This is a genomic window from Brevibacillus sp. AG162, from assembly GCF_006715575.1.
GTDB classification, from domain to species: Bacteria; Bacillota; Bacilli; order Brevibacillales; family Brevibacillaceae; genus Brevibacillus; species Brevibacillus brevis.
In genome coordinates this window covers 845,833-863,225 of record NZ_VFNO01000002.1, presented here as the reverse complement: position 1 = coordinate 863,225, position 17,393 = coordinate 845,833, and the positions used below count along the sequence as shown (strand labels likewise).

Here is a 17,393-nt window from a genome sequence, read left to right as displayed (position 1 = left end):
GCAGATGGCAGCCAAAGCAGCAACGGACGAAAAAGAGGCAAAGCCCCTCCGCCACGGATATACGACTGGATCATGCGCAACGGCGACGACCAAGGCTGCTTTGATCGCGCTGATTACTCAGGAAGAGCAAAGCCAAGCGACCATTCGCCTGCCAATCGGCGAGGACGTCACCTTTCAGATGGAGAGCTGTGAAATTTCATCGGTGAGGGCGACAGCAGGCACGATCAAGGATGGAGGAGACGATCCTGACGCGACACACGGTGCCCTTATTCTCTCTACCGTGGAATGGTCGGATGAGCCCGGCATTATTTTGGATGGCGGACTCGGAGTGGGACGGGTGACCAAGCCAGGGTTGCCCGTTCCGATTGGCGAGGCAGCGATCAATCCCGTCCCGCGCAAAATGATCAGGGAAACCGCGCAGGCTGTTCTGGATGAGTACGGGACCCAGCGTGGGATCAAAATCGTCATCTCCGTGCCTGCGGGCGAGGAAATCGCCAAAAAAACATTGAATGGACGACTCGGCATACTCGGTGGCATCTCCATATTGGGGACGCGCGGAATCGTGGTGCCGTTTTCCACTTCTGCCTACAAGGCGAGTGTGGCGCAAGCAGTCAATGTCGCCAAGGAAGCCGGCTGCGATCATATCGTGCTTTCGACGGGCGGAAAGAGTGAATCCTACGGGGTCGCTACTTATCCAGAGCTGTCGGAAGAAGCATTCGTGGAAATGGGCGATTTCGTCGGCTTTTCCCTCAAGCAGTGCAAGAACAAAGGGATGCGCAAAGTGACCTTGGTCGGGATGATGGGCAAGTTTTCCAAAGTGGCGCAGGGCGTCATGATGGTTCATTCCAAAAGCGCACCCGTCGATTTCGGCTTCCTCGCTCAAATGGCGTCAGATGCAGGAGCTTCGCAGGAGCGTATTGACGAAATTTTGGGAGCCAACACCGCTTCGCAGGTAGGCGATATGATGGTGGACACGCCCGCCTTTTTCGAGATCATGTGCGAAAACTGCTGTCGCGCTGCACTGAAGGAAGTGGGTGGCGGCATCGAGGTCGAAACCATCATCATCACAATGAAAGGGTCCCTGTTGGGAAGGGTGACGATCAATGACACAGGCGATGAAAGTAATTGGAATCGGGGATGATGGACAGCAGAGTCTGCTGCCGTTGTACCGGACTTGGATAGAGGAAAGTGAATTGTTGGTTGGAGGAGAGCGACACCTCAGTTTTTTCCCAGAGTATACAGGAGAAAAGCGTGTACTGAAGGGCGGACTGACCGCGATGGTGGAGGAGCTGCGCACAGAGACGCGAAAGACGGTCATTCTGGCGTCAGGCGACCCGCTCTTTTACGGGATCGGCAGCTTGCTTGCCAAAAAGCTGAACGTAGAGCTTTACCCGCACCTGAGCTCCATCCAGCTCGCTTTTGCCAAAATGGGAGAAGCATGGCAGGATGCGACACTTGCTAGTGTGCACGGACGCAGTATCAAAGGCCTGGCACAGCGGATCGACGGGAAGGATAAGGTCGCACTGCTGACGGATCGAGAGAACTCGCCAGCAGCGATTGCCAAGTACCTCCTTTCGTTCCAAATGACCGAGTACGATGCATTCGTGGCGGAGAATCTCGGTAGTGAAGAAGAGCGGACAGGCTGGTATTCCCTTGAGGAAATGGCAGATGGTGTCTTCTCTGACCTGAATGTCGTGATTTTGAAAAAACGCCGTCCAAGCCCGGTATGGCCGTTCGGAATCGCAGATGAGGAGTTCTCCCAGCGCAAGCCGGACAAGGGACTCATTACGAAAAAAGAAGTACGCATTTTAAGCATTGCGCAGCTGCAATTGCATGCCAAAAGCATCGTCTGGGACATCGGCACCTGCACAGGCTCTGTCGCAATCGAAGCGGCACGGATCGCACGTGAGGGTGAAGTGTACGGCGTAGAGAAGAATGCGGACGATCTGGAAAACTGCCGCCAGAACATGGCGAAGTTTCGCACGGATTTGACGGTTGTAGGCGCCCGTGCCCCACATGGTTTAGAGGAGTTCCCAGACCCGGATGCCGTGTTTATCGGCGGCAGTGGCGGAGAATTACGCGAGCTGTTGAACATCTGCTGCACACGACTGCGCCCGAATGGCCGGATTGTGGTGAACGCAGCGACCATTGAGACATTGTACGAAGCGACACAAGCATTCGCGCAGGAAGGATTCGAGACATCGGTGACACTGGCGCAGCTATCGCGCAGCAAGCCGATTTTGTCCCTGACGCGCTTTGAAGCATTGAATCCGATCTACATCATTACCGCATGGGCCAAGCAGGCTTAAAGAACAAAGGAGGAGATTCTAGTGACTAAGATCGGAACATTGTACGGACTGGGCGTAGGTCCCGGCGACCCTGAATTGATTACCGTCAAGGCATTTCGTCTATTGCAGCAATCGCCAGTGATTGCGTACCCGAAAAAACGCATGGGCAGCAAAAGCTACGCACATCAAATCGCGGAGCTGTACGTGCAGTCACCAGACAAGGAAATGCTCGGACTCGTATTCCCGATGACGCGGGACAAAGAAATTTTGGAGCGCGAGTGGAACAACACGGTGGAGATCGTCTGGGAACGACTGTCTGAAGGCAAGGATGTCGCTTTTGTAACGGAAGGCGATCCGATGTTTTACAGCACGTTTATCCACATGATGCGTGTCATGCATGAGGAGCACCCGGAAGTGCCAATCGTGACCGTACCAGGCGTCTCTTCGTTTCTGGGAGCAGCGTCCCGCTTCAATCTGCCGCTGGCGGATGGCGACGAGCAGATCGGCATCATCCCGGCGACAGAAGACAAGGAAGCTATGCGCAAAGCGCTTGAGAACCACGATACCGTCGTGTTCCTGAAGGTAGCGAAAGTACTGCCAATGATCATTGGCTTGCTGAAGGAAATGGGGCTGGCTGAAAAGGCAGCAGTAGCGACCAAGGTCACTTCCTCCGAGGAAATGGTTTGGACCGATATGCGTGAACTGGAGCGGGCAGAGCTTAGCTATCTTACACTGATGGTGGTGAAAAAGTAATGAAACTGTACATAGTGGGAGCGGGTCCCGGCGACCCTGATTTGATTACGGTAAAAGGCTTGAAGCTGCTGCAAAAGGCAGACGTCATTATGTATACCGACTCTCTCGTGAACGAGGAGTTGGTTGCGCTCGGCAATCCGAATGCGGAAGTACTGCAAAGCTCGGGGATGGCATTGGAAGAAATGGTAGAACAATTGGTAGAACGGATTAGCAGCGGAAAAACAGTCGTACGTCTGCATACAGGTGATCCGTCCATTTATGGCGCGATCATGGAACAGATCGCCCTATTAAAAGAAAAAGGCATCGAGGTAGAAATCGTTCCAGGTGTGAGCTCCGTATTTGCGGCAGCGGCAGCAGTAGGAGCCGAGCTGACGATTCCTGATCTGACACAGACGATTATCCTCACCCGCGCAGAAGGTCGCACACCAGTACCAGAAAGAGAAAAGCTGCGTGCACTTGCTGAGCATCATTGCACACTGGCACTTTATTTGAGTGCGACTTTGACGAAAAAAGTAGTCCGTGAGCTGATCGAAGCTGGCTGGAGCGAGGATACGCCTGTCGCCGTCGTACAACGTGCAAGCTGGCCGGATCAATTGATCATTCGCACCACGCTGAAAAATTTGGACGAAGACATGGGCAAAAACGGCATTCGCAAGCACGCAATGATTTTGGCTGGCTGGGCATTGGACCCGAACATCCACGACAAGAGCGAGCAGTACCGTTCCAAGCTGTATGATAAAACCTTTACACACGGGTTCAGAAAAGGTGTGAAGGAATAATGAAGATCATCGAACTGATCGAGGGAGAAATCCCTGTTATCGAGCAGCGCGGAGACTATGCGATCGTCGCCATCACGAAGCATGGAGTAGAGATGGCGCGCGATCTGGCACAGAAATTTCCTGGGACAGATCTGTACTACATGAGCAAGTTCGAGCGTGGAGATGAGGAAGCGCGCGGCATCCAGCTGTTTTCGAACAGTGTACGGATGCTGTTTCCCGCTCTCTGGCCTGCTTATAAAGGTTTAATCATCATTATTTCACTGGGTGCGGTTATTCGGATGATCGCACCTTTGCTCGAAGACAAAAAGAAAGACCCGGGTGTCGTCGTCGTCGATGACCGTGGGGAGAATGTCATCAGTGTGCTGTCCGGCCATTTGGGCGGTGCCAATGAGCTGGCTCGCGAGGTAGCAGCAGTCATGGGTGCTCGTCCGATTATCACGACAGCATCTGACGTACAAAAGACGATTCCGGTCGATCTATTTGGCAGACGTTTTGGCTGGGAGTGGGATTCCGCTGAAAAGCTGACGCCAGTCAGTGCTTCTGTCGTTAACGAGGAGCGTGTAGCTGTCATTAATGAATCCGGCGAACGCGACTGGTGGATGCATGACACGCCGATGCCGCCGTCCATCAAGGAATACGCGACAATCGCGGAGGCCAAAGCCGATCAGCCGCAAGCTGCTCTGGTTGTCTCACACCGCTTGCTCACACCGGAGGAACAATCGATTTTGGACAACGGCGTCCTTTATCGTCCGAAGGTCATCGTGCTCGGGATGGGCTGCAATCGTGGAACCTCCGCAGAGGAGATTGAGGCAGTCATTAAGGAAACGCTGGATGAACTGCAATTTTCGATCAAAAGTGTAAAAGCACTGGCGACCATCGAACTGAAAAAAGATGAAGCGGGTCTGATCGCCGTTTGCGAAAAATACGGCTGGCCGTTCGTCTGGTATTCGCCTGAAGAGTTGAATCAGGTAGAGATCAGCGATCCGTCTGATACTGTCTTCAAATTCACTGGAGCGTACGGAGTGAGCGAGCCTGCCGCGAAGTTATACGCAGGCGTGGGGGAACTCGTTTTGACCAAGAAGAAGTCGGGCAATGCCACCATTTCGGTCGGATTGATGCCCTATCACGAGGAGGAGCGCGCATGACGGACAGCCGCCGTATTGTGATTGCCGGAACAGGCAGTGGAGCGGGTAAGACAACCGTTACCATCGGACTGATGGCTGCCCTGAAAAGAAAAGGGCATACCGTTCAGGGCTTCAAGTGCGGACCTGACTACATCGATCCTACGTATCATACGGCTGTGACAGGCAGAGCCTCGCGCAATCTGGACAGCTTTATGCTGGAGCACGAGATCGTGAAGGAGATATTTGTCCGCGGCAGCGAGGGTGCAGACATCTCGATTATCGAGGGTGTCATGGGTATGTACGATGGCAAGGAAGCGACCAGCGATAAAGGCAGTACTGCCGAAATCAGCATCTTGACTGGCTCTCCGGTTCTGTTGGTGGTCAATTGTCAGAGCATGGCGCGCAGTGCGGCTGCGATTGTCAAAGGCTTTCAACTGCTCAATCCGCAGGCGAGAATCGTCGGTGTCATCGCGAACAAGGTCGGCAGTGAAGGGCATCACAAAATCGTGAAGGCAGCGATCGAGCAGGAGTGCGGGATTCCGGTCGTGGGCTACCTGAAACGGGAGAACGAGTTGGAAATACCGGAACGTCATCTCGGATTGGTGCCATCTGTCGAGCGTGGAGAGTTGACTCCCTTGTTTGAAAAGCTGGCTGACTTGATCGCGGAGACAGTCGATTTGAAACAAATCTGGGAGCTGGCAAAGGCAGAACCGCTGCAAGCGGAACCTACGCTGTTTGCTCCGCGAAAAGCATCTGCCAACGTCACCATTGCTGTAGCGAAGGACCCTGCTTTTCATTTTTACTATCCGGAAAATTTGGAGCTGCTCGAAGCATATGGCGCGAAGCTCGCGTTCTTTTCTCCGCTTGCCGGAGAGGGAGTGCCTGAGGACGCGGATGGCTTGTACATCGGGGGAGGCTTCCCGGAGGAATTTGCAGCAGAGCTATCGCAAAATGAAGCGGTGAAACAATCGATCCGATCTGCGATCACAAAAGGCTTGCCTACCTTGGCTGAGTGCGGCGGCTACATGTTTTTGACAGAGGCCATCGTGACGACAGAGGGCGACAGCTATCCGATGGTGGGGCTCATCCCAGGCAAGGTGACCATGCAGAAAAAGCTCGCAGCGCTTGGCTATAGGGAAGTGCGCGGCAAGGAAGGTAATTTTTTGCTCGACACCGAAGAACAGGCAAAAGGGCATGAATTCCACTACTCTACGTATGCTTCGGATCAAGAGCTGCCAACAGCATATGAGACGAAAGGACTTCGCGGCACAAAGCCGGAGGGCTATGCCCAGGATAATCTGGTCGCTGGCTATACCCACTTGCATTTCGGCTCCAATCCCGACCTGGTTGAGCGTTGGTTGAACCGTTGCGCGGAGGTGGCCGCTCGTGCCTAAAACCCTCCCGTTAATGGTGCAAGGTACCAGCTCGGATGCAGGAAAAAGTGCGATTGCAACAGCGCTGTGCAGGATTTTTGCCCAAGATGGCTACAAGACAGCTCCGTTCAAATCGCAAAATATGGCCTTGAATTCCTACGTGACGCTGGATGGAAAAGAAATCGGGCGGGCACAGGGCGTTCAGGCAGAGGCAGCGGGAATTCTGGCGACGACTGACATGAACCCCATTTTGATCAAGCCGACGCGGGATTCCGAATCGCAAATTGTCGTAAACGGCGAGCCATACGGCAACATGAAAGCTTTTGCCTATCGGACAGAATTTTATGACGAGGGCTTGCGGATCATTGAGGAAGCGTATCAACGACTCGCCAGCACCTATGAGCGGGTCGTCATCGAAGGGGCTGGCAGTCCGGCAGAGGTCAATCTGAATGACCGCGAGCTCGTCAATATGCGGGTCGCCCGTCTCACGAACGCGCCCGTCATTTTGGTGGCAGACATCGAGCGTGGGGGTGTGTTTGCCAGCTTGGTCGGTACCCTCCAGCTGCTCGAACCCGAAGATCGGGACCGCGTGATCGGTGTCATCATCAACCGTTTCCGTGGAGACCTGACGCTATTGCAGCCGGGGCTCGACTGGTTCGAAGAATATACGGGCAAGCCTGTCCTTGGTGTCGTGCCATTTATTCCAGACTTGTGGATTGATGCGGAGGATTCGCTGATTTTGCACCGTTATCAAGGTCAGCGTGAGACGCCGCGGGAGATTGACATTGCGGTATTGCGCTACCCGCGAATTTCCAATTTTACAGACGTGGACCCGTTTTTTGTAGAGCCGGATTGCCGGATGCGCTTTGTAACACGGGTGGAAGAGCTGGGTGAACCTGACCTGATTGTCTTGCCGGGCAGCAAGAATACACTCGAGGATTTGCAATTTCTGCGAGAGACAGGTCTTGCCGCGGCGGTCAAAGACCTTCATCATAAGGGCAAGACGTATATCGTCGGTTTGTGCGGCGGCTATCAAATGCTGGGAGATTCTATTCACGATCCGGCTGGGGTCGAGTCTCCGTTGCAGCAGCTTGATGGGCTGGGTCTCATCCCGATGATCACGACGATGGAGCAGAAGAAAACGACAGTGTTGTCCCGCGGTGAAGCAGTATTTGCGAAGGAAAAGCTGACGGTGGAAGGCTACGAGATTCACATGGGGCAATCCGCTTATTCGAGCAATGATTTTCCGTTTATCCAAATGGAGGAGCGTACAGAGGGCTATTGCCAGGAGGAGCGGCAGTTGATCGGCACGTATTTTCATGGCCTGTTCCACAATGACCACTTCCGCACGCTGTTGCTGAATAGCATCCGTGAGAAAAAAGGACTCCCACCCATCACGGATCGCCCATCCTTTGTCGCTCTACGAGAGCAGGGGTATGATCTGTTGGCAGATACCGTTCGTCGCCATGTGAAGTTGGATACGATCGAAGAGTATATGAAGGCTTTTCAAGAAAAAGAGGTGCAGTATAATGTCAGTCATTTATCCGGCGATTGAGCCACGAAATCAGGAAGCAAGTGAGCAAACGAGACAGCATGTGGATCAGTTGACGAAGCCGCTTGGCAGCCTTGGACGCCTGGAACAATTGGCTATTGAGCTGGCTGGGATGACAGGTGAGACAATGCCTGTTGTGACGCCGCCGGGCGTGCTTGTTTTTGCGGCCGATCACGGTGTGGCACGGGAAGGTGTCTCTGCCTATCCGCAGGAAGTGACAGCGCAAATGGTGTTGAATATGGTTCATGGCGGAGCTGGAGTCAACGTCTTCGCCAGACAAATCGGAGCCATCCAAAAAATCGTAGATGTCGGTGTAGCGGTCGAGGTCGAAGCACCGGGCGTTTACAACAAGCGAATCAGAGCAGGCTCGGGCAATATGCTGAAAGAAGCAGCGATGACCGCAGACGAAGCGACGCGATCCATCGCAGTTGGACTTGAAATGGCAGAAGCGATTATCAGGGAAGGCGCCAAAGTCCTGATCGTCGGTGAAGTAGGCATTGGCAACACGACAGCCAGCAGTGCGATCCTGTCAGCCTTAACCGGAGCTGATCCTGAGCAAATCGTCGGACGAGGAACAGGGCTGGATGACGCAGGCTGGCAACGTAAAAAGGCAGTTGTTCGCGAAGCGCTTGCCTTGCATCGTCCGGATGCAACCAACCCGTTGGACGTTTTGGCAAAAGTCGGCGGACTGGAAATCGGAGCAATGACTGGGGCGATCATGGGAGCAGCCGCTCGCCGTGTCCCTGTGCTGCTGGACGGCTTTATCGCTACGGTAGCGGCTTTGCTTGCTGTTCGAATGGAGCCACTCGTTGCTGATTACTTGATCGCCGGTCACCGTTCTGAGGAGCCGGGGCATGATTTTGTCCTGCAAGCATTAGGCAAGGAGCCATTGCTCAGCCTGAAATTGCGACTGGGCGAAGGAAGCGGAGCAGCATTGGCGTTTCCAATCGTGGAAGCAGCGACACGGATGGTTCGTGAGATGGCGACATTTGCATCAGCAGGAGTAAGTGACCGATGAGCGGCGCGGGCAAAGTCTATCTCGTAGGAGCTGGCCCTGGCGATCCGAAGCTGATTACCGTAAAAGGAATGGAATGCCTGCAAAAGGCAGAGGTGGTTGTGTATGATCGTCTGGCAAATCCAGCCCTGCTGGAGTACGCGCCACAGACGGCAGAACGCATCTACTGCGGCAAGCTGCCGGATCATCACACGATGAGACAGGAATCCATTAACGAGCTATTGGCGGAAAAAGCGCAGGAAGGAAAAGTCGTCGTACGGCTAAAAGGTGGCGATCCTTGTGTGTTTGGACGAGCGGGAGAAGAAGCGCAGCATTTGGCTGAGCGAGGAATTGCCTTTGAAATCGTCCCGGGAGTAACAGCTGGGATTGCAGCCTCGGCGTACGCGGGTATTCCGGTGACACACCGCGATCACGGCTCGTCATTTGCTGTTGTGACGGGACATTTGCGCGAAGACAAGCCGGAGCTGGCGGTAGAAAAATGGCGTGCTCTCGCGAATGGGATAGACACCGTTGCCTTTTACATGGGAGTAGCCAATCTGCCGTTGATCCGCACCCAATTAATCGAGCACGGACGCGATCCACATACGCCAGTAGCCGTCATCTCTTGGGGAACACTCCCGCAGCAAGCGGTGGTAACGGGTACATTGGCTGATATTGAGGAACGTTTGGCGCAAAACAGTCACATCACGAATCCTGCTATCATTTTGGTCGGTGATGTCGTGAAGATGCGCGAGAAAATCAACTGGTTTGAAGCTACGCTTGCAATGGAGCAAGTGCAACAATAGGAAGCAGAGGGGAGGGAACGCTGGTGACGCACTATGCCATGATGGTCAATCTACAAAACAAGCGTTGCTTGGTGGTCGGTGGCGGGCAGGTAGCCGAGCGGAAAATCGGGAGTCTGCTTGCTGCTGGTGCAGATGTCGCCGTTGTGAGTCCCTCCTGTACGTCAACCATCCTTGAATGGGCACACGCTAAGAGGCTGATGGTAGCACCACGCCCCTTTACCCCACAGGACGTAGAGGAAGCAGTGCTCATCATCGCGGCGACGAGTGATCCCGCCGTCAATCTGGCTGTATACGAAGCGTGCCGTCCGAATCAGTGGATCAACATCGTCGATCGCCCAGACCTCTGTTCTTTTACCGTTCCATCCGTCATTTCGCGCGGAGACTTGCAGATTGCCATCTCTACGGGTGGGAACAACCCGGGTCTGGCGAAGAAAATGCGCCGCCAGCTCGAAGAGTCGGTGGGACCCGAATACGAGGACTACACGCTTTTTCTTGGCAGCATGAGAAGACAAGTACTCGCACTGGCGGTGAGCGAAGCGGACAAACGGGCAATCTTGGCAGAGCTTTTGGACGACCGATTTTTGCAATGGACCAAAAACGGTGAAACCGACCGAAGGGATCGGGAGGCAGAAGCGCTGCTTAACACCACAAAAGAGTAGATCAATACTGGAAATAGGATGGCTCTCACTAAGTTACTTGGTGGGAGCTTTTTTAATTAATTCTTTAGCCAGATCATTTCTAAATGCCTCCTGACCTCTTGAAAGCCGAGCTTGCTGTACATTTCCTGCGGCGTATCATCTGCATAAGTCGTCAAGTACATATGGGTGGCGCCGAGTTTTTTTGCGTCCTGCATCATGACCCGAATGATTTCCGTGCCGAATCCTCTACGCTGCCAGGAATCCAGTATAAAAAATTCCTCCATACGAACAAGTTCCTTGTAAAGATGCCATTCACATGCACCGACTGGCTCTTGATCGACAAAGCACACATACGGAATGATCTCACCTCTTTCATAAATTTGTCTTTTCCGGTTCGCTTTACGGACAGCAAAATCAGGATTGATCATAACGGAATCATAAGCAGTAAGGCAGCGTATGCCTGCTTCCATGACGTCAGCTGAATCCCCTCGCAAAACGGAGCATTGAGGATTCGGCGCTAGTTTATCGGCAACATCCAGCGGAGCAAGCATGTACAGCATCGTATTTACCTCAAACCCAAGCTGGGTCGCAAAAGACACTAACTCTTCTGAAAAAGGTAACGACGGGTGCAGTTCCAGCTTCAAGTGGCCGAGCTGCTGCTCTTTGGCACGCCGAAGCTCTTGCTCGATATAAGCTTGCACCCAGTCTTGGGTGGGAACCGACATCATTTCTGTGAAATTATGGCTATACATGTCCGGGACCGATTCATCGCGATATACGCGCACTTGTGGATGCTCCGTTCGCGTAGAAAAAGCAAGGGCATAGCGCTCCTGCAAAGTAAAAATATTCGTGAGCATTCCTTTATTCCCCATTTCCTGATATGGTGATAATTGTTTGGATACTTGTCTCCCTAGAGTAAGACATTTTTCTAAAGGAGGAAACGAAAATGTCGGATGCTATTCAAATAGGCCCCTTTTTGTTGAAAATGAGCATGCTGGCGGTCATTGTTTCGCTTTCGCTCGGCTTTGTGGCTATATCCGCTCAGCTTACACATAACAGAGAAATGAAATCAGCCGTTATTGAGCTGTTGAGTAATGCACTGTTGCTGGCATTTCTTGTTTGGAAGTTCAGCTACGTCCTGTTTGATTTTTCGAAAGCGGTGGAGAATCCCTTATCCATTCTTTATTTTTCCGGGGGAGAAAACGGAGCCATGTTGGCAGTAGTGGCAGTTGTGGTGTACCTCACCAAGACGGTACGCAAAAAAGCGATACCTGTTCATTTCGTCGCCTTGGGAATGGCGACAGGCTTTCTTGCCGCAACTGGCGTTTACCAGCTGCTCACGGTCGTGTTAGAACAGAGCAGCATGTGGTATCACGTACAGCAGGTCGCCATATGTGCCTTCTTTCTTTGGTGGGTTCATCGGGAAAAGGAAGAACTCATTCATTTAGTGGCTTGGCTTGCACCCGTGATGTGGTTTGCCATTAGCCAAGTCTATGTGCATTTTTTTGTGCCGAATCGAGAAGCTGTGTTTGCAGGACTTTCCGGCGATCAACTCATGTACTATGCATTCGCTCTCTTGCTGCTCTTTTTGTCCAGACGAGTGAAGCCGATAGGGGGAACGACCGATGAAGAAATATCATAATGCTTGGGCGATCGTCGTACTCTTGGGGCTTTTGGGATGGGGCATTTTTGATGCGGAATACTTGAACAGGCAGGAGCCCACCGCTTCATCTGGCGAGCAAGGCAACGGGCAGATTGGAATTGAAAAAGGAAATACCGCTCCGGATTTTGAGCTGCAGCAGATAGGCGGCGGTACGGTCAAGCTGTCCGATTTACGGGGGAAAAAAGTCATTCTCAATCTGTGGGCGACGTGGTGTCCTCCTTGCCGTGCAGAAATGCCGGACATGCAGCGTTACTACGAAGAGAACAAAGAAAAAGGCGTAGTTATTATCGGTGTCAATCTGACCGATACGGAGTCGAGCCCGGAAGCGGTGGCGGATTTTGTGAAGTTGTATGGCATTACCTTCCCGATCTTGCTCGATCCCGATAAAGAAGTGGCGAATGTGTACAAAGCCATTTCGATTCCGACCAGCTACATCATTGATTCGAACGGTGTGGTCCAGAATAAATACATCGGCCCAATGGATGAAGAAACCATGGAGAACATGTTGTCTGCGATCGAATAGAAAAACCGACAGCTGGCATATCTGCTGTCGGTAGTCATGTCTCTCCTATTATCCAGCGTCTGCTTTGTTTTCTGATTCTTTGAGTGATGCCTTTCGATCCAGACGAAACACAGCATTGAGCAACTTGTAAATATGCTTGGATTCCTTGGTCAACAATGGACCTAATATGGCGAGAATCAGAACGTAAAGAGCCGCAAATGGTTGCAGAATTTCCATGAGTGCGCCCGCTTTTCCGAGATTAGCCATGATGATGGAGAACTCACCGCGAGATACAATGGTCAGTCCAATATTGGTAGAAGCCTTGGGAGATAATCCGGCACTTCGCCCAGCCAAAAGTCCGGCGACGACGTTACCGAAAAGGGTGAGGGCAACTGCACCAATGGACAACCATACGGCTCCACCTAATGACAATGGATCAATTGTCAAACCGAAGCTGAAGAAGAACATGGCTCCGAAGAAGTCACGAAACGGCAGGATGAGGTGCTCGATGCGCTTCATGTGTTGTGTTTCTGCCAGAACGAGACCTACGAGCAATGCTCCGATGGCTTCGGCAACATGGATCGTTTCGGAAAAACCCGCAATCAGAAACAAAGCGGCAAACACCGTAATCATAAACACTTCGTTTGATTTGATGTTCAATGCCCGATTTAGGAAAGGTACGAGCTTGCGGCCTACGATAATGAGGAGGAGCATGTAGCCGAGTGCAATCAATGCGGATGAGAGTACGCCGGCAAGAGAAGTTGCACCGCTTAACACCAAGCCGGACACGATCGAAATATAGACGGCCAAGAATATGTCTTCGAACATGATGATCCCCAAGATCATCTCTGTTTCGCGATTTGCTGTACGTTTGAGATCCACCAGGACTTTTGCCACGATGGCACTGGAGGAAATAGTGGTAATACCGGCGATAATCAAAACTTCTTTGAGTGGAAATCCTGCGGCCCAACCAAACAAGAGACCGAGGGTAAAGTTGATGACGATGTAGATGGTACCGCCTACGGCAATGGATCGACCAGCCTTGATCAGACGGCCCACTGAAAATTCCAGTCCGAGGTAAAACAACAGGAAGAGTACGCCAATTCTGCCCATAAATTCGATGAGCGGGGCGCTTTCAATAAAGCGGAGATCAAACAATCCGATGTCGGGAGCGTGTGGACCCACGATCATCCCGACGAGAATGTAGAAGGGTACGATGGAGAATTTTAACTTCATAGAGAGGAACCCCGCAATTGCTATGAGTGCGAGGGCAAGACCAACTTCAAAAACGATGTGCTCCAATATCACTCACCTCCGTTGCTGAGAATAGTCTTGAGAGCCTTCACCTGCTTCCGTTCACCTGCAACGACCAACGTAGATCCTGTACAAAGGACATACTCGGGGCCGGGATTAATCGTTTGTTTATGGTCTTTTTCAATAACAGCGATGATGGTAGCGCCTGTTTCTTGACGAATGTTGAGTTCCCCAATCGTCTTGCCGATGGCAGGAGCGTTCGATTCAATCTTGTACCATTCAATCATGAGTTTGTCTAACGCAACCTCGACTGTTTCCAGTGCAGATGGTTTGTACGTCAAGCCGCCTACGATGGCAGCAATTTGTCTCGCCTCATCGTCGTCAAGGGTAACCATGGAGATTGTTTCGTCCATATCATCACGGTCAAAGTGATACATTTCCCGGCGACCGTCATCGTGAATGACGATAACCAGCTTGTCGCCACTTCTGGTTTCGACCTGGTACTTCCTGCCGATTCCTGGCAAATCGGATTCTCTAATAGAGAACATGTAAGATCCTCCTTCGCGAAAAAACACTGTATTGGCATAGATAGCTCTCTTTTTTCCCAGTGAGCAACAAGTCGTCAATAATTATTTGGAATTATATCCATTCCGGTGATATTTTAGTAATAATCCCCCCTGTGTGCGGATTATTGTCGACATTCATACCTATATCCACTATTATACACGAAATGACGTCATTTTTCTTTAAAATGAAACATTTTTATTAAAAAATGACACACTTATAAACGTATAGGCATATTAACTTTCCTCTAAAACGAGGTCGCTCCTCCATGAGTGGGCTTCGATAGAGGTTATTTTAAGGATGATGAAACATGGCGAACAAACAGTATCGATTAACAGAAGCGGAATGGATCTTTATTCAAGACATGCGGTCCATGGATATGGATGAGCTATTGGACATCGTGATCGCATTGCGCAATGAGGTAAGGGAGCTGGAGAAAAAGGCGGAGCTGATCAAAGAGCGCGAGAAAGAGGGCTGGCAGGAGGAGTATCAGGCAGCACAGAAGCGAATTAATCATCTGCGCCAATTTGAGGTTGAGCTACGCAAGACATGGCCAAATGACTAAAGAAAAAAGAGGTTCTCTCTCAATAGGAGAACCTCTTTTTTATAGGGACTAGGCCATGATCGGTTTTGCTTCTGACTCGTTGTCCGACTCGACGGCGGTTTCATCTGATTGCTGGACGCGTCCCGGATGGAACTCATTTTCATGCTTGGCTATGACCACGGCAGCTACGCCATTTCCGATCAGATTTGTGATGGCACGAGCTTCTGACATGAATCGATCAACGCCGAGCAAGAGGGCTATGCCTTCGACCGGAATGATAGGGAAGGCTGCCAAGGTAGCGGCGAGTGTAATGAAACCAGAACCTGTGACACCGGCAGCCCCTTTTGACGTAATCATCAGGATTCCTAAAAGGGTGACCTGTTCCCAGAAGCTAAGCTCGATGCCATATGCCTGGGCGATAAAAATGGCAGCCATGGATAAATAGATCGAGGTACCATCCAGGTTAAACGAGTAGCCTGTCGGTACGACCAGACCGACAACGGATTTGGAGCAACCGTACTTCTCCAGCCGATCCATCATTCTCGGAAGAGCGGATTCTGAGGAGGAGGTCCCAAGCACGAGCAGGATTTCCTCCCGAATGTATTTGATAAACGAGAAGATGCTGAATTTGTAGTAGCGCGCGATCCCGCCCAGTATGAGAATAATGAACAAAAACATCGTGATGTAGACAGCTGTCATCAAGAGGCCCAGTCTGGTCAGCGAGCCAATGCCGAATTTTCCAATCGTGTACGCCATTGCACCAAATGCAGCTAATGGAGAAACCTTCATAATCATGTTGACGACACCAAAAAATCCGTGTGCCAGCTTGTCAAACAGCTTGATGACAGGCTGGGACGCTTGCCCCATGGCAGCGAGTGAGAGGCCAAACAGGACCGCGAAGAACAGAATGGGCAACAGCTCGCCATTTGCCATAGCCCCGACGACATTTTCCGGAATGATCCCCGTAATAAAATCAATAAAACCGTTGTTACTCGAAGCAGCAGCCTCCGTGTACTTGGAGACGTCCCCACTGGTCAGTCCCGTTTTGTCAAAGCCTACCCCAGGCTTGATCAGGTTGACCACGAGCAGTCCGATTGCCAATGCGATTGTGGTAACGATTTCAAAATAGAGCAGCGCTTTGCCGCCGATCTTACCGACCTTTTTCATGTCTCCCATACTGGCGATTCCATTCACTACGGTGAAGAAGACAATCGGTGGAATGACCATTTTGATCAGTTTGACAAAAATATCGGCCAACACCTTCAGCTCTGCGCCAAATTTGGGTGCAAAATGACCAACTAGGATACCGAGAATAATGGCAATAACGACCTGTACGGTCAGATTTTTAAAGTTGATCCGCATCGAATCCACTCCTCCTCCATGTTTTGAAAGCGCTTTATCCTTCTCTTTCGCATTGTATAAATTGTGTAAAAAATTGAAAATGATACGGTCATATTGGTTGTTTTGGTCCTTTTGGTCATAGAAATCCCCTCAAATTGGAAAGGAAAAAATCAATTATTGACATACTCTCGACACGAACGATAGGTAAAGTAAGAAATGTACATAGTGACACGAAAGAAATAGACAACCGGGAGAATGGAGGATTTTCTATGTTCAAGAAGCAATATCTGGCGATTGCCTCAGCGTTGATTCTGACTACCACACTTATTCCGACGAGCTCTCAAGCAGCGACTGGAACGAAGAATCTGCAAGCTAAGTACAACAACATTAAAGTAATTTATAACGGCGCAGCTGTTCCAACTACAATCGAACCATTTATCGTAAACGGAACCACGTACATCCCGCTGCGTATGATGGCGGACGTGTTCAGCAAGGATGTAGCATGGGATGGCACGAAGTACACCATTACGGTAAAAGACAAGCCGAACTCCCAGCACGCATCAGAGTTGGCTGCACGTGATGCTCAAATCAGAACCTTGCAAGGAACAATTGACAGCCTGAACAAACAGATTACTGATTTGAAAAACAGCAAGAGCAGCAGAGATGATGACGATGATGTCCAAGATGACCTGGACGACCTGGAAGATCAACTGGACAGCGATTACGATGACTACGAAGATATCGAGTGGAAGTTCACGCTGAGTGGCGACGAAGATGATATCGATGTAGAAATCGCGGTCGACAAGGATGAATTTGAAGACGAGTACGACGCTATGGATGATTCCGATTTCGAGGATCTCGTTGAAAAAGTAGTAGAAGATATTTGGGATGAGTTCGAAGACGCTGACATTGAAGGTGAAATCGTAGACAGCAGCGATGACGACGATGAGCTGTGGGATTTCTCCGCGGATGCTAGCGATGAAGAAATCACTTTCGACGGTAGCGTTATCAACTAAATACCACTCAAAGTGGGGACGTTTCTCACAAAAAAAGCCTTGCTCCTTTACATGGGATGCAAGGCTTTTTTCCTATTTTCCAAAAACATCAAAGGCAAATTTTAATACAAGGCTGTAAACTGATAGAATAGAAGTACGTAGAGTATAGAGGGAACCATGCGAGAATTCGCGAATAGGAATGATTATATGTCTGTAAATCAGG

General features: G+C 51.0%; 18 protein-coding genes. 14 read left to right on the top strand and 4 right to left on the bottom strand.

Annotated features, from left to right (window positions below):
* Nucleotides 1-4 precede the first annotated feature (4 nt).
* The 10 genes from FB479_RS08910 to FB479_RS08865 are packed head-to-tail and all read left to right on the top strand — an operon-like array spanning nucleotide 5 to nucleotide 10,328.
* Nucleotides 5-1,141 (top strand): cobalt-precorrin-5B (C(1))-methyltransferase, encoded by a 1,137-nt coding sequence (locus FB479_RS08910; RefSeq protein WP_142064305.1) that lies wholly within the window; start codon nucleotides 5-7, stop codon nucleotides 1,139-1,141.
* The gene (cbiE, locus tag FB479_RS08905) at nucleotides 1,104-2,309 is read left to right on the top strand and encodes a precorrin-6y C5,15-methyltransferase (decarboxylating) subunit CbiE (RefSeq protein ID WP_142064302.1); all 1,206 of its coding nucleotides are present in this window, start codon (nucleotides 1,104-1,106) and stop codon (nucleotides 2,307-2,309) included. The genes FB479_RS08910 and cbiE overlap by 38 nt, the downstream gene beginning before the upstream one ends.
* Nucleotides 2,310-2,330: 21 nt before the next feature.
* On the top strand, nucleotides 2,331-3,041 hold the full coding sequence (gene cobI / locus FB479_RS08900; RefSeq protein ID WP_007715903.1) for a precorrin-2 C(20)-methyltransferase: 711 nt from the start codon (nucleotides 2,331-2,333) through the stop codon (nucleotides 3,039-3,041).
* Nucleotides 3,041-3,820 (top strand): precorrin-4 C(11)-methyltransferase, encoded by a 780-nt coding sequence (cobM, locus tag FB479_RS08895; RefSeq protein WP_142064299.1) that lies wholly within the window; start codon nucleotides 3,041-3,043, stop codon nucleotides 3,818-3,820. Before cobI ends, cobM begins: the two co-directional genes overlap by 1 nt.
* On the top strand, nucleotides 3,820-4,965 hold the full coding sequence (locus tag FB479_RS08890; RefSeq protein ID WP_088906246.1) for a cobalt-precorrin 5A hydrolase: 1,146 nt from the start codon (nucleotides 3,820-3,822) through the stop codon (nucleotides 4,963-4,965). Before cobM ends, FB479_RS08890 begins: the two co-directional genes overlap by 1 nt.
* Nucleotides 4,962-6,338 carry a cobyrinic acid a,c-diamide synthase CobB gene (locus tag FB479_RS08885; RefSeq protein WP_142064296.1) on the top strand — a complete coding sequence of 459 codons (1,377 nt, stop codon included), beginning with the start codon at nucleotides 4,962-4,964 and terminating at the stop codon, nucleotides 6,336-6,338. The genes FB479_RS08890 and FB479_RS08885 overlap by 4 nt, the downstream gene beginning before the upstream one ends.
* Complete coding sequence (locus FB479_RS08880) at nucleotides 6,331-7,872, top strand: cobyric acid synthase (protein WP_142064293.1); 1,542 nt, start codon at nucleotides 6,331-6,333, stop codon at nucleotides 7,870-7,872. The genes FB479_RS08885 and FB479_RS08880 overlap by 8 nt, the downstream gene beginning before the upstream one ends.
* Nucleotides 7,847-8,887, top strand: a complete 1,041-nt coding sequence (gene cobT, locus FB479_RS08875) for a nicotinate-nucleotide--dimethylbenzimidazole phosphoribosyltransferase (protein ID WP_142064290.1) — start codon at nucleotides 7,847-7,849, stop codon at nucleotides 8,885-8,887. The genes FB479_RS08880 and cobT overlap by 26 nt, the downstream gene beginning before the upstream one ends.
* Nucleotides 8,884-9,669: a uroporphyrinogen-III C-methyltransferase gene (gene cobA / locus FB479_RS08870; protein ID WP_142064286.1), complete on the top strand. Its 786-nt coding sequence runs from the start codon at nucleotides 8,884-8,886 to the stop codon at nucleotides 9,667-9,669. Before cobT ends, cobA begins: the two co-directional genes overlap by 4 nt.
* A gap of 23 nt (nucleotides 9,670-9,692) precedes the next feature.
* Nucleotides 9,693-10,328, top strand: a complete 636-nt coding sequence (locus FB479_RS08865) for a precorrin-2 dehydrogenase/sirohydrochlorin ferrochelatase family protein (RefSeq protein WP_142064283.1) — start codon at nucleotides 9,693-9,695, stop codon at nucleotides 10,326-10,328.
* A gap of 56 nt (nucleotides 10,329-10,384) precedes the next feature.
* Here the strand turns inward: FB479_RS08865 and FB479_RS08860 are convergent, their stop codons facing one another.
* Nucleotides 10,385-11,164 (bottom strand): GNAT family N-acetyltransferase, encoded by a 780-nt coding sequence (locus FB479_RS08860; protein ID WP_142064280.1) that lies wholly within the window; start codon nucleotides 11,162-11,164, stop codon nucleotides 10,385-10,387.
* Between the two features lie 89 nt (nucleotides 11,165-11,253).
* On the opposite strand from FB479_RS08860, the gene FB479_RS08855 reads away from it, so the two are divergent.
* Together FB479_RS08855 and FB479_RS08850 are read left to right on the top strand one after the other, a co-directional pair.
* Nucleotides 11,254-11,949: a hypothetical protein gene (locus tag FB479_RS08855; RefSeq protein WP_142064277.1), complete on the top strand. Its 696-nt coding sequence runs from the start codon at nucleotides 11,254-11,256 to the stop codon at nucleotides 11,947-11,949.
* Nucleotides 11,933-12,493: a peroxiredoxin family protein gene (locus tag FB479_RS08850; protein ID WP_142064274.1), complete on the top strand. Its 561-nt coding sequence runs from the start codon at nucleotides 11,933-11,935 to the stop codon at nucleotides 12,491-12,493. Before FB479_RS08855 ends, FB479_RS08850 begins: the two co-directional genes overlap by 17 nt.
* 48 nt (nucleotides 12,494-12,541) lie before the next feature.
* Here FB479_RS08850 and FB479_RS08845 read toward each other — a convergent pair whose 3' ends face one another.
* Together FB479_RS08845 and FB479_RS08840 are read right to left on the bottom strand one after the other, a co-directional pair.
* Complete coding sequence (locus tag FB479_RS08845; RefSeq protein ID WP_106655666.1) at nucleotides 12,542-13,774, bottom strand: cation:proton antiporter; 1,233 nt, start codon at nucleotides 13,772-13,774, stop codon at nucleotides 12,542-12,544.
* 2 nt (nucleotides 13,775-13,776) lie between these two features.
* On the bottom strand, nucleotides 13,777-14,274 hold the full coding sequence (locus FB479_RS08840; RefSeq protein ID WP_069846275.1) for a cation:proton antiporter regulatory subunit: 498 nt from the start codon (nucleotides 14,272-14,274) through the stop codon (nucleotides 13,777-13,779).
* A 326-nt stretch (nucleotides 14,275-14,600) separates the two neighbouring features.
* On the opposite strand from FB479_RS08840, the gene FB479_RS08835 reads away from it, so the two are divergent.
* The gene (locus tag FB479_RS08835) at nucleotides 14,601-14,855 is read left to right on the top strand and encodes a hypothetical protein (protein ID WP_088906257.1); all 255 of its coding nucleotides are present in this window, start codon (nucleotides 14,601-14,603) and stop codon (nucleotides 14,853-14,855) included.
* A 48-nt stretch (nucleotides 14,856-14,903) separates the two neighbouring features.
* Here the strand turns inward: FB479_RS08835 and FB479_RS08830 are convergent, their stop codons facing one another.
* Entirely contained in the window at nucleotides 14,904-16,196 is a 1,293-nt protein-coding gene (locus FB479_RS08830; protein ID WP_142064271.1) for a dicarboxylate/amino acid:cation symporter, read from the bottom strand.
* 248 nt (nucleotides 16,197-16,444) lie between these two features.
* Here FB479_RS08830 and FB479_RS08825 point away from each other — a divergent pair, with 248 nt between their 5' ends.
* The gene (locus FB479_RS08825) at nucleotides 16,445-17,191 is read left to right on the top strand and encodes a stalk domain-containing protein (protein WP_106655664.1); all 747 of its coding nucleotides are present in this window, start codon (nucleotides 16,445-16,447) and stop codon (nucleotides 17,189-17,191) included.
* The last annotated feature ends 202 nt before the right edge of the window (nucleotides 17,192-17,393 follow it).

What these genes read in the sequence shown, in the direction of transcription:
- FB479_RS08910 (WP_142064305.1), top strand. Translation starts at nt 5, where the DNA reads ATGGCAGCCAAAGCAGCAACGGACGAAAAAGAGGCAAAGCCCCTCCGC.
- FB479_RS08855 (WP_142064277.1), top strand. Translation starts at nt 11,254, where the DNA reads ATGTCGGATGCTATTCAAATAGGCCCCTTTTTGTTGAAAATGAGCATG.
- cbiE (WP_142064302.1), top strand. Translation starts at nt 1,104, where the DNA reads ATGACACAGGCGATGAAAGTAATTGGAATCGGGGATGATGGACAGCAG.
- FB479_RS08840 (WP_069846275.1), bottom strand. Translation starts at nt 14,274, where the DNA reads ATGTTCTCTATTAGAGAATCCGATTTGCCAGGAATCGGCAGGAAGTAC.
- FB479_RS08835 (WP_088906257.1), top strand. Translation starts at nt 14,601, where the DNA reads ATGGCGAACAAACAGTATCGATTAACAGAAGCGGAATGGATCTTTATT.
- cobT (WP_142064290.1), top strand. Translation starts at nt 7,847, where the DNA reads ATGTCAGTCATTTATCCGGCGATTGAGCCACGAAATCAGGAAGCAAGT.
- cobM (WP_142064299.1), top strand. Translation starts at nt 3,041, where the DNA reads ATGAAACTGTACATAGTGGGAGCGGGTCCCGGCGACCCTGATTTGATT.
- FB479_RS08850 (WP_142064274.1), top strand. Translation starts at nt 11,933, where the DNA reads ATGAAGAAATATCATAATGCTTGGGCGATCGTCGTACTCTTGGGGCTT.
- FB479_RS08890 (WP_088906246.1), top strand. Translation starts at nt 3,820, where the DNA reads ATGAAGATCATCGAACTGATCGAGGGAGAAATCCCTGTTATCGAGCAG.
- FB479_RS08860 (WP_142064280.1), bottom strand. Translation starts at nt 11,164, where the DNA reads ATGCTCACGAATATTTTTACTTTGCAGGAGCGCTATGCCCTTGCTTTT.
- FB479_RS08825 (WP_106655664.1), top strand. Translation starts at nt 16,445, where the DNA reads ATGTTCAAGAAGCAATATCTGGCGATTGCCTCAGCGTTGATTCTGACT.
- FB479_RS08830 (WP_142064271.1), bottom strand. Translation starts at nt 16,196, where the DNA reads ATGCGGATCAACTTTAAAAATCTGACCGTACAGGTCGTTATTGCCATT.
- cobA (WP_142064286.1), top strand. Translation starts at nt 8,884, where the DNA reads ATGAGCGGCGCGGGCAAAGTCTATCTCGTAGGAGCTGGCCCTGGCGAT.
- FB479_RS08885 (WP_142064296.1), top strand. Translation starts at nt 4,962, where the DNA reads ATGACGGACAGCCGCCGTATTGTGATTGCCGGAACAGGCAGTGGAGCG.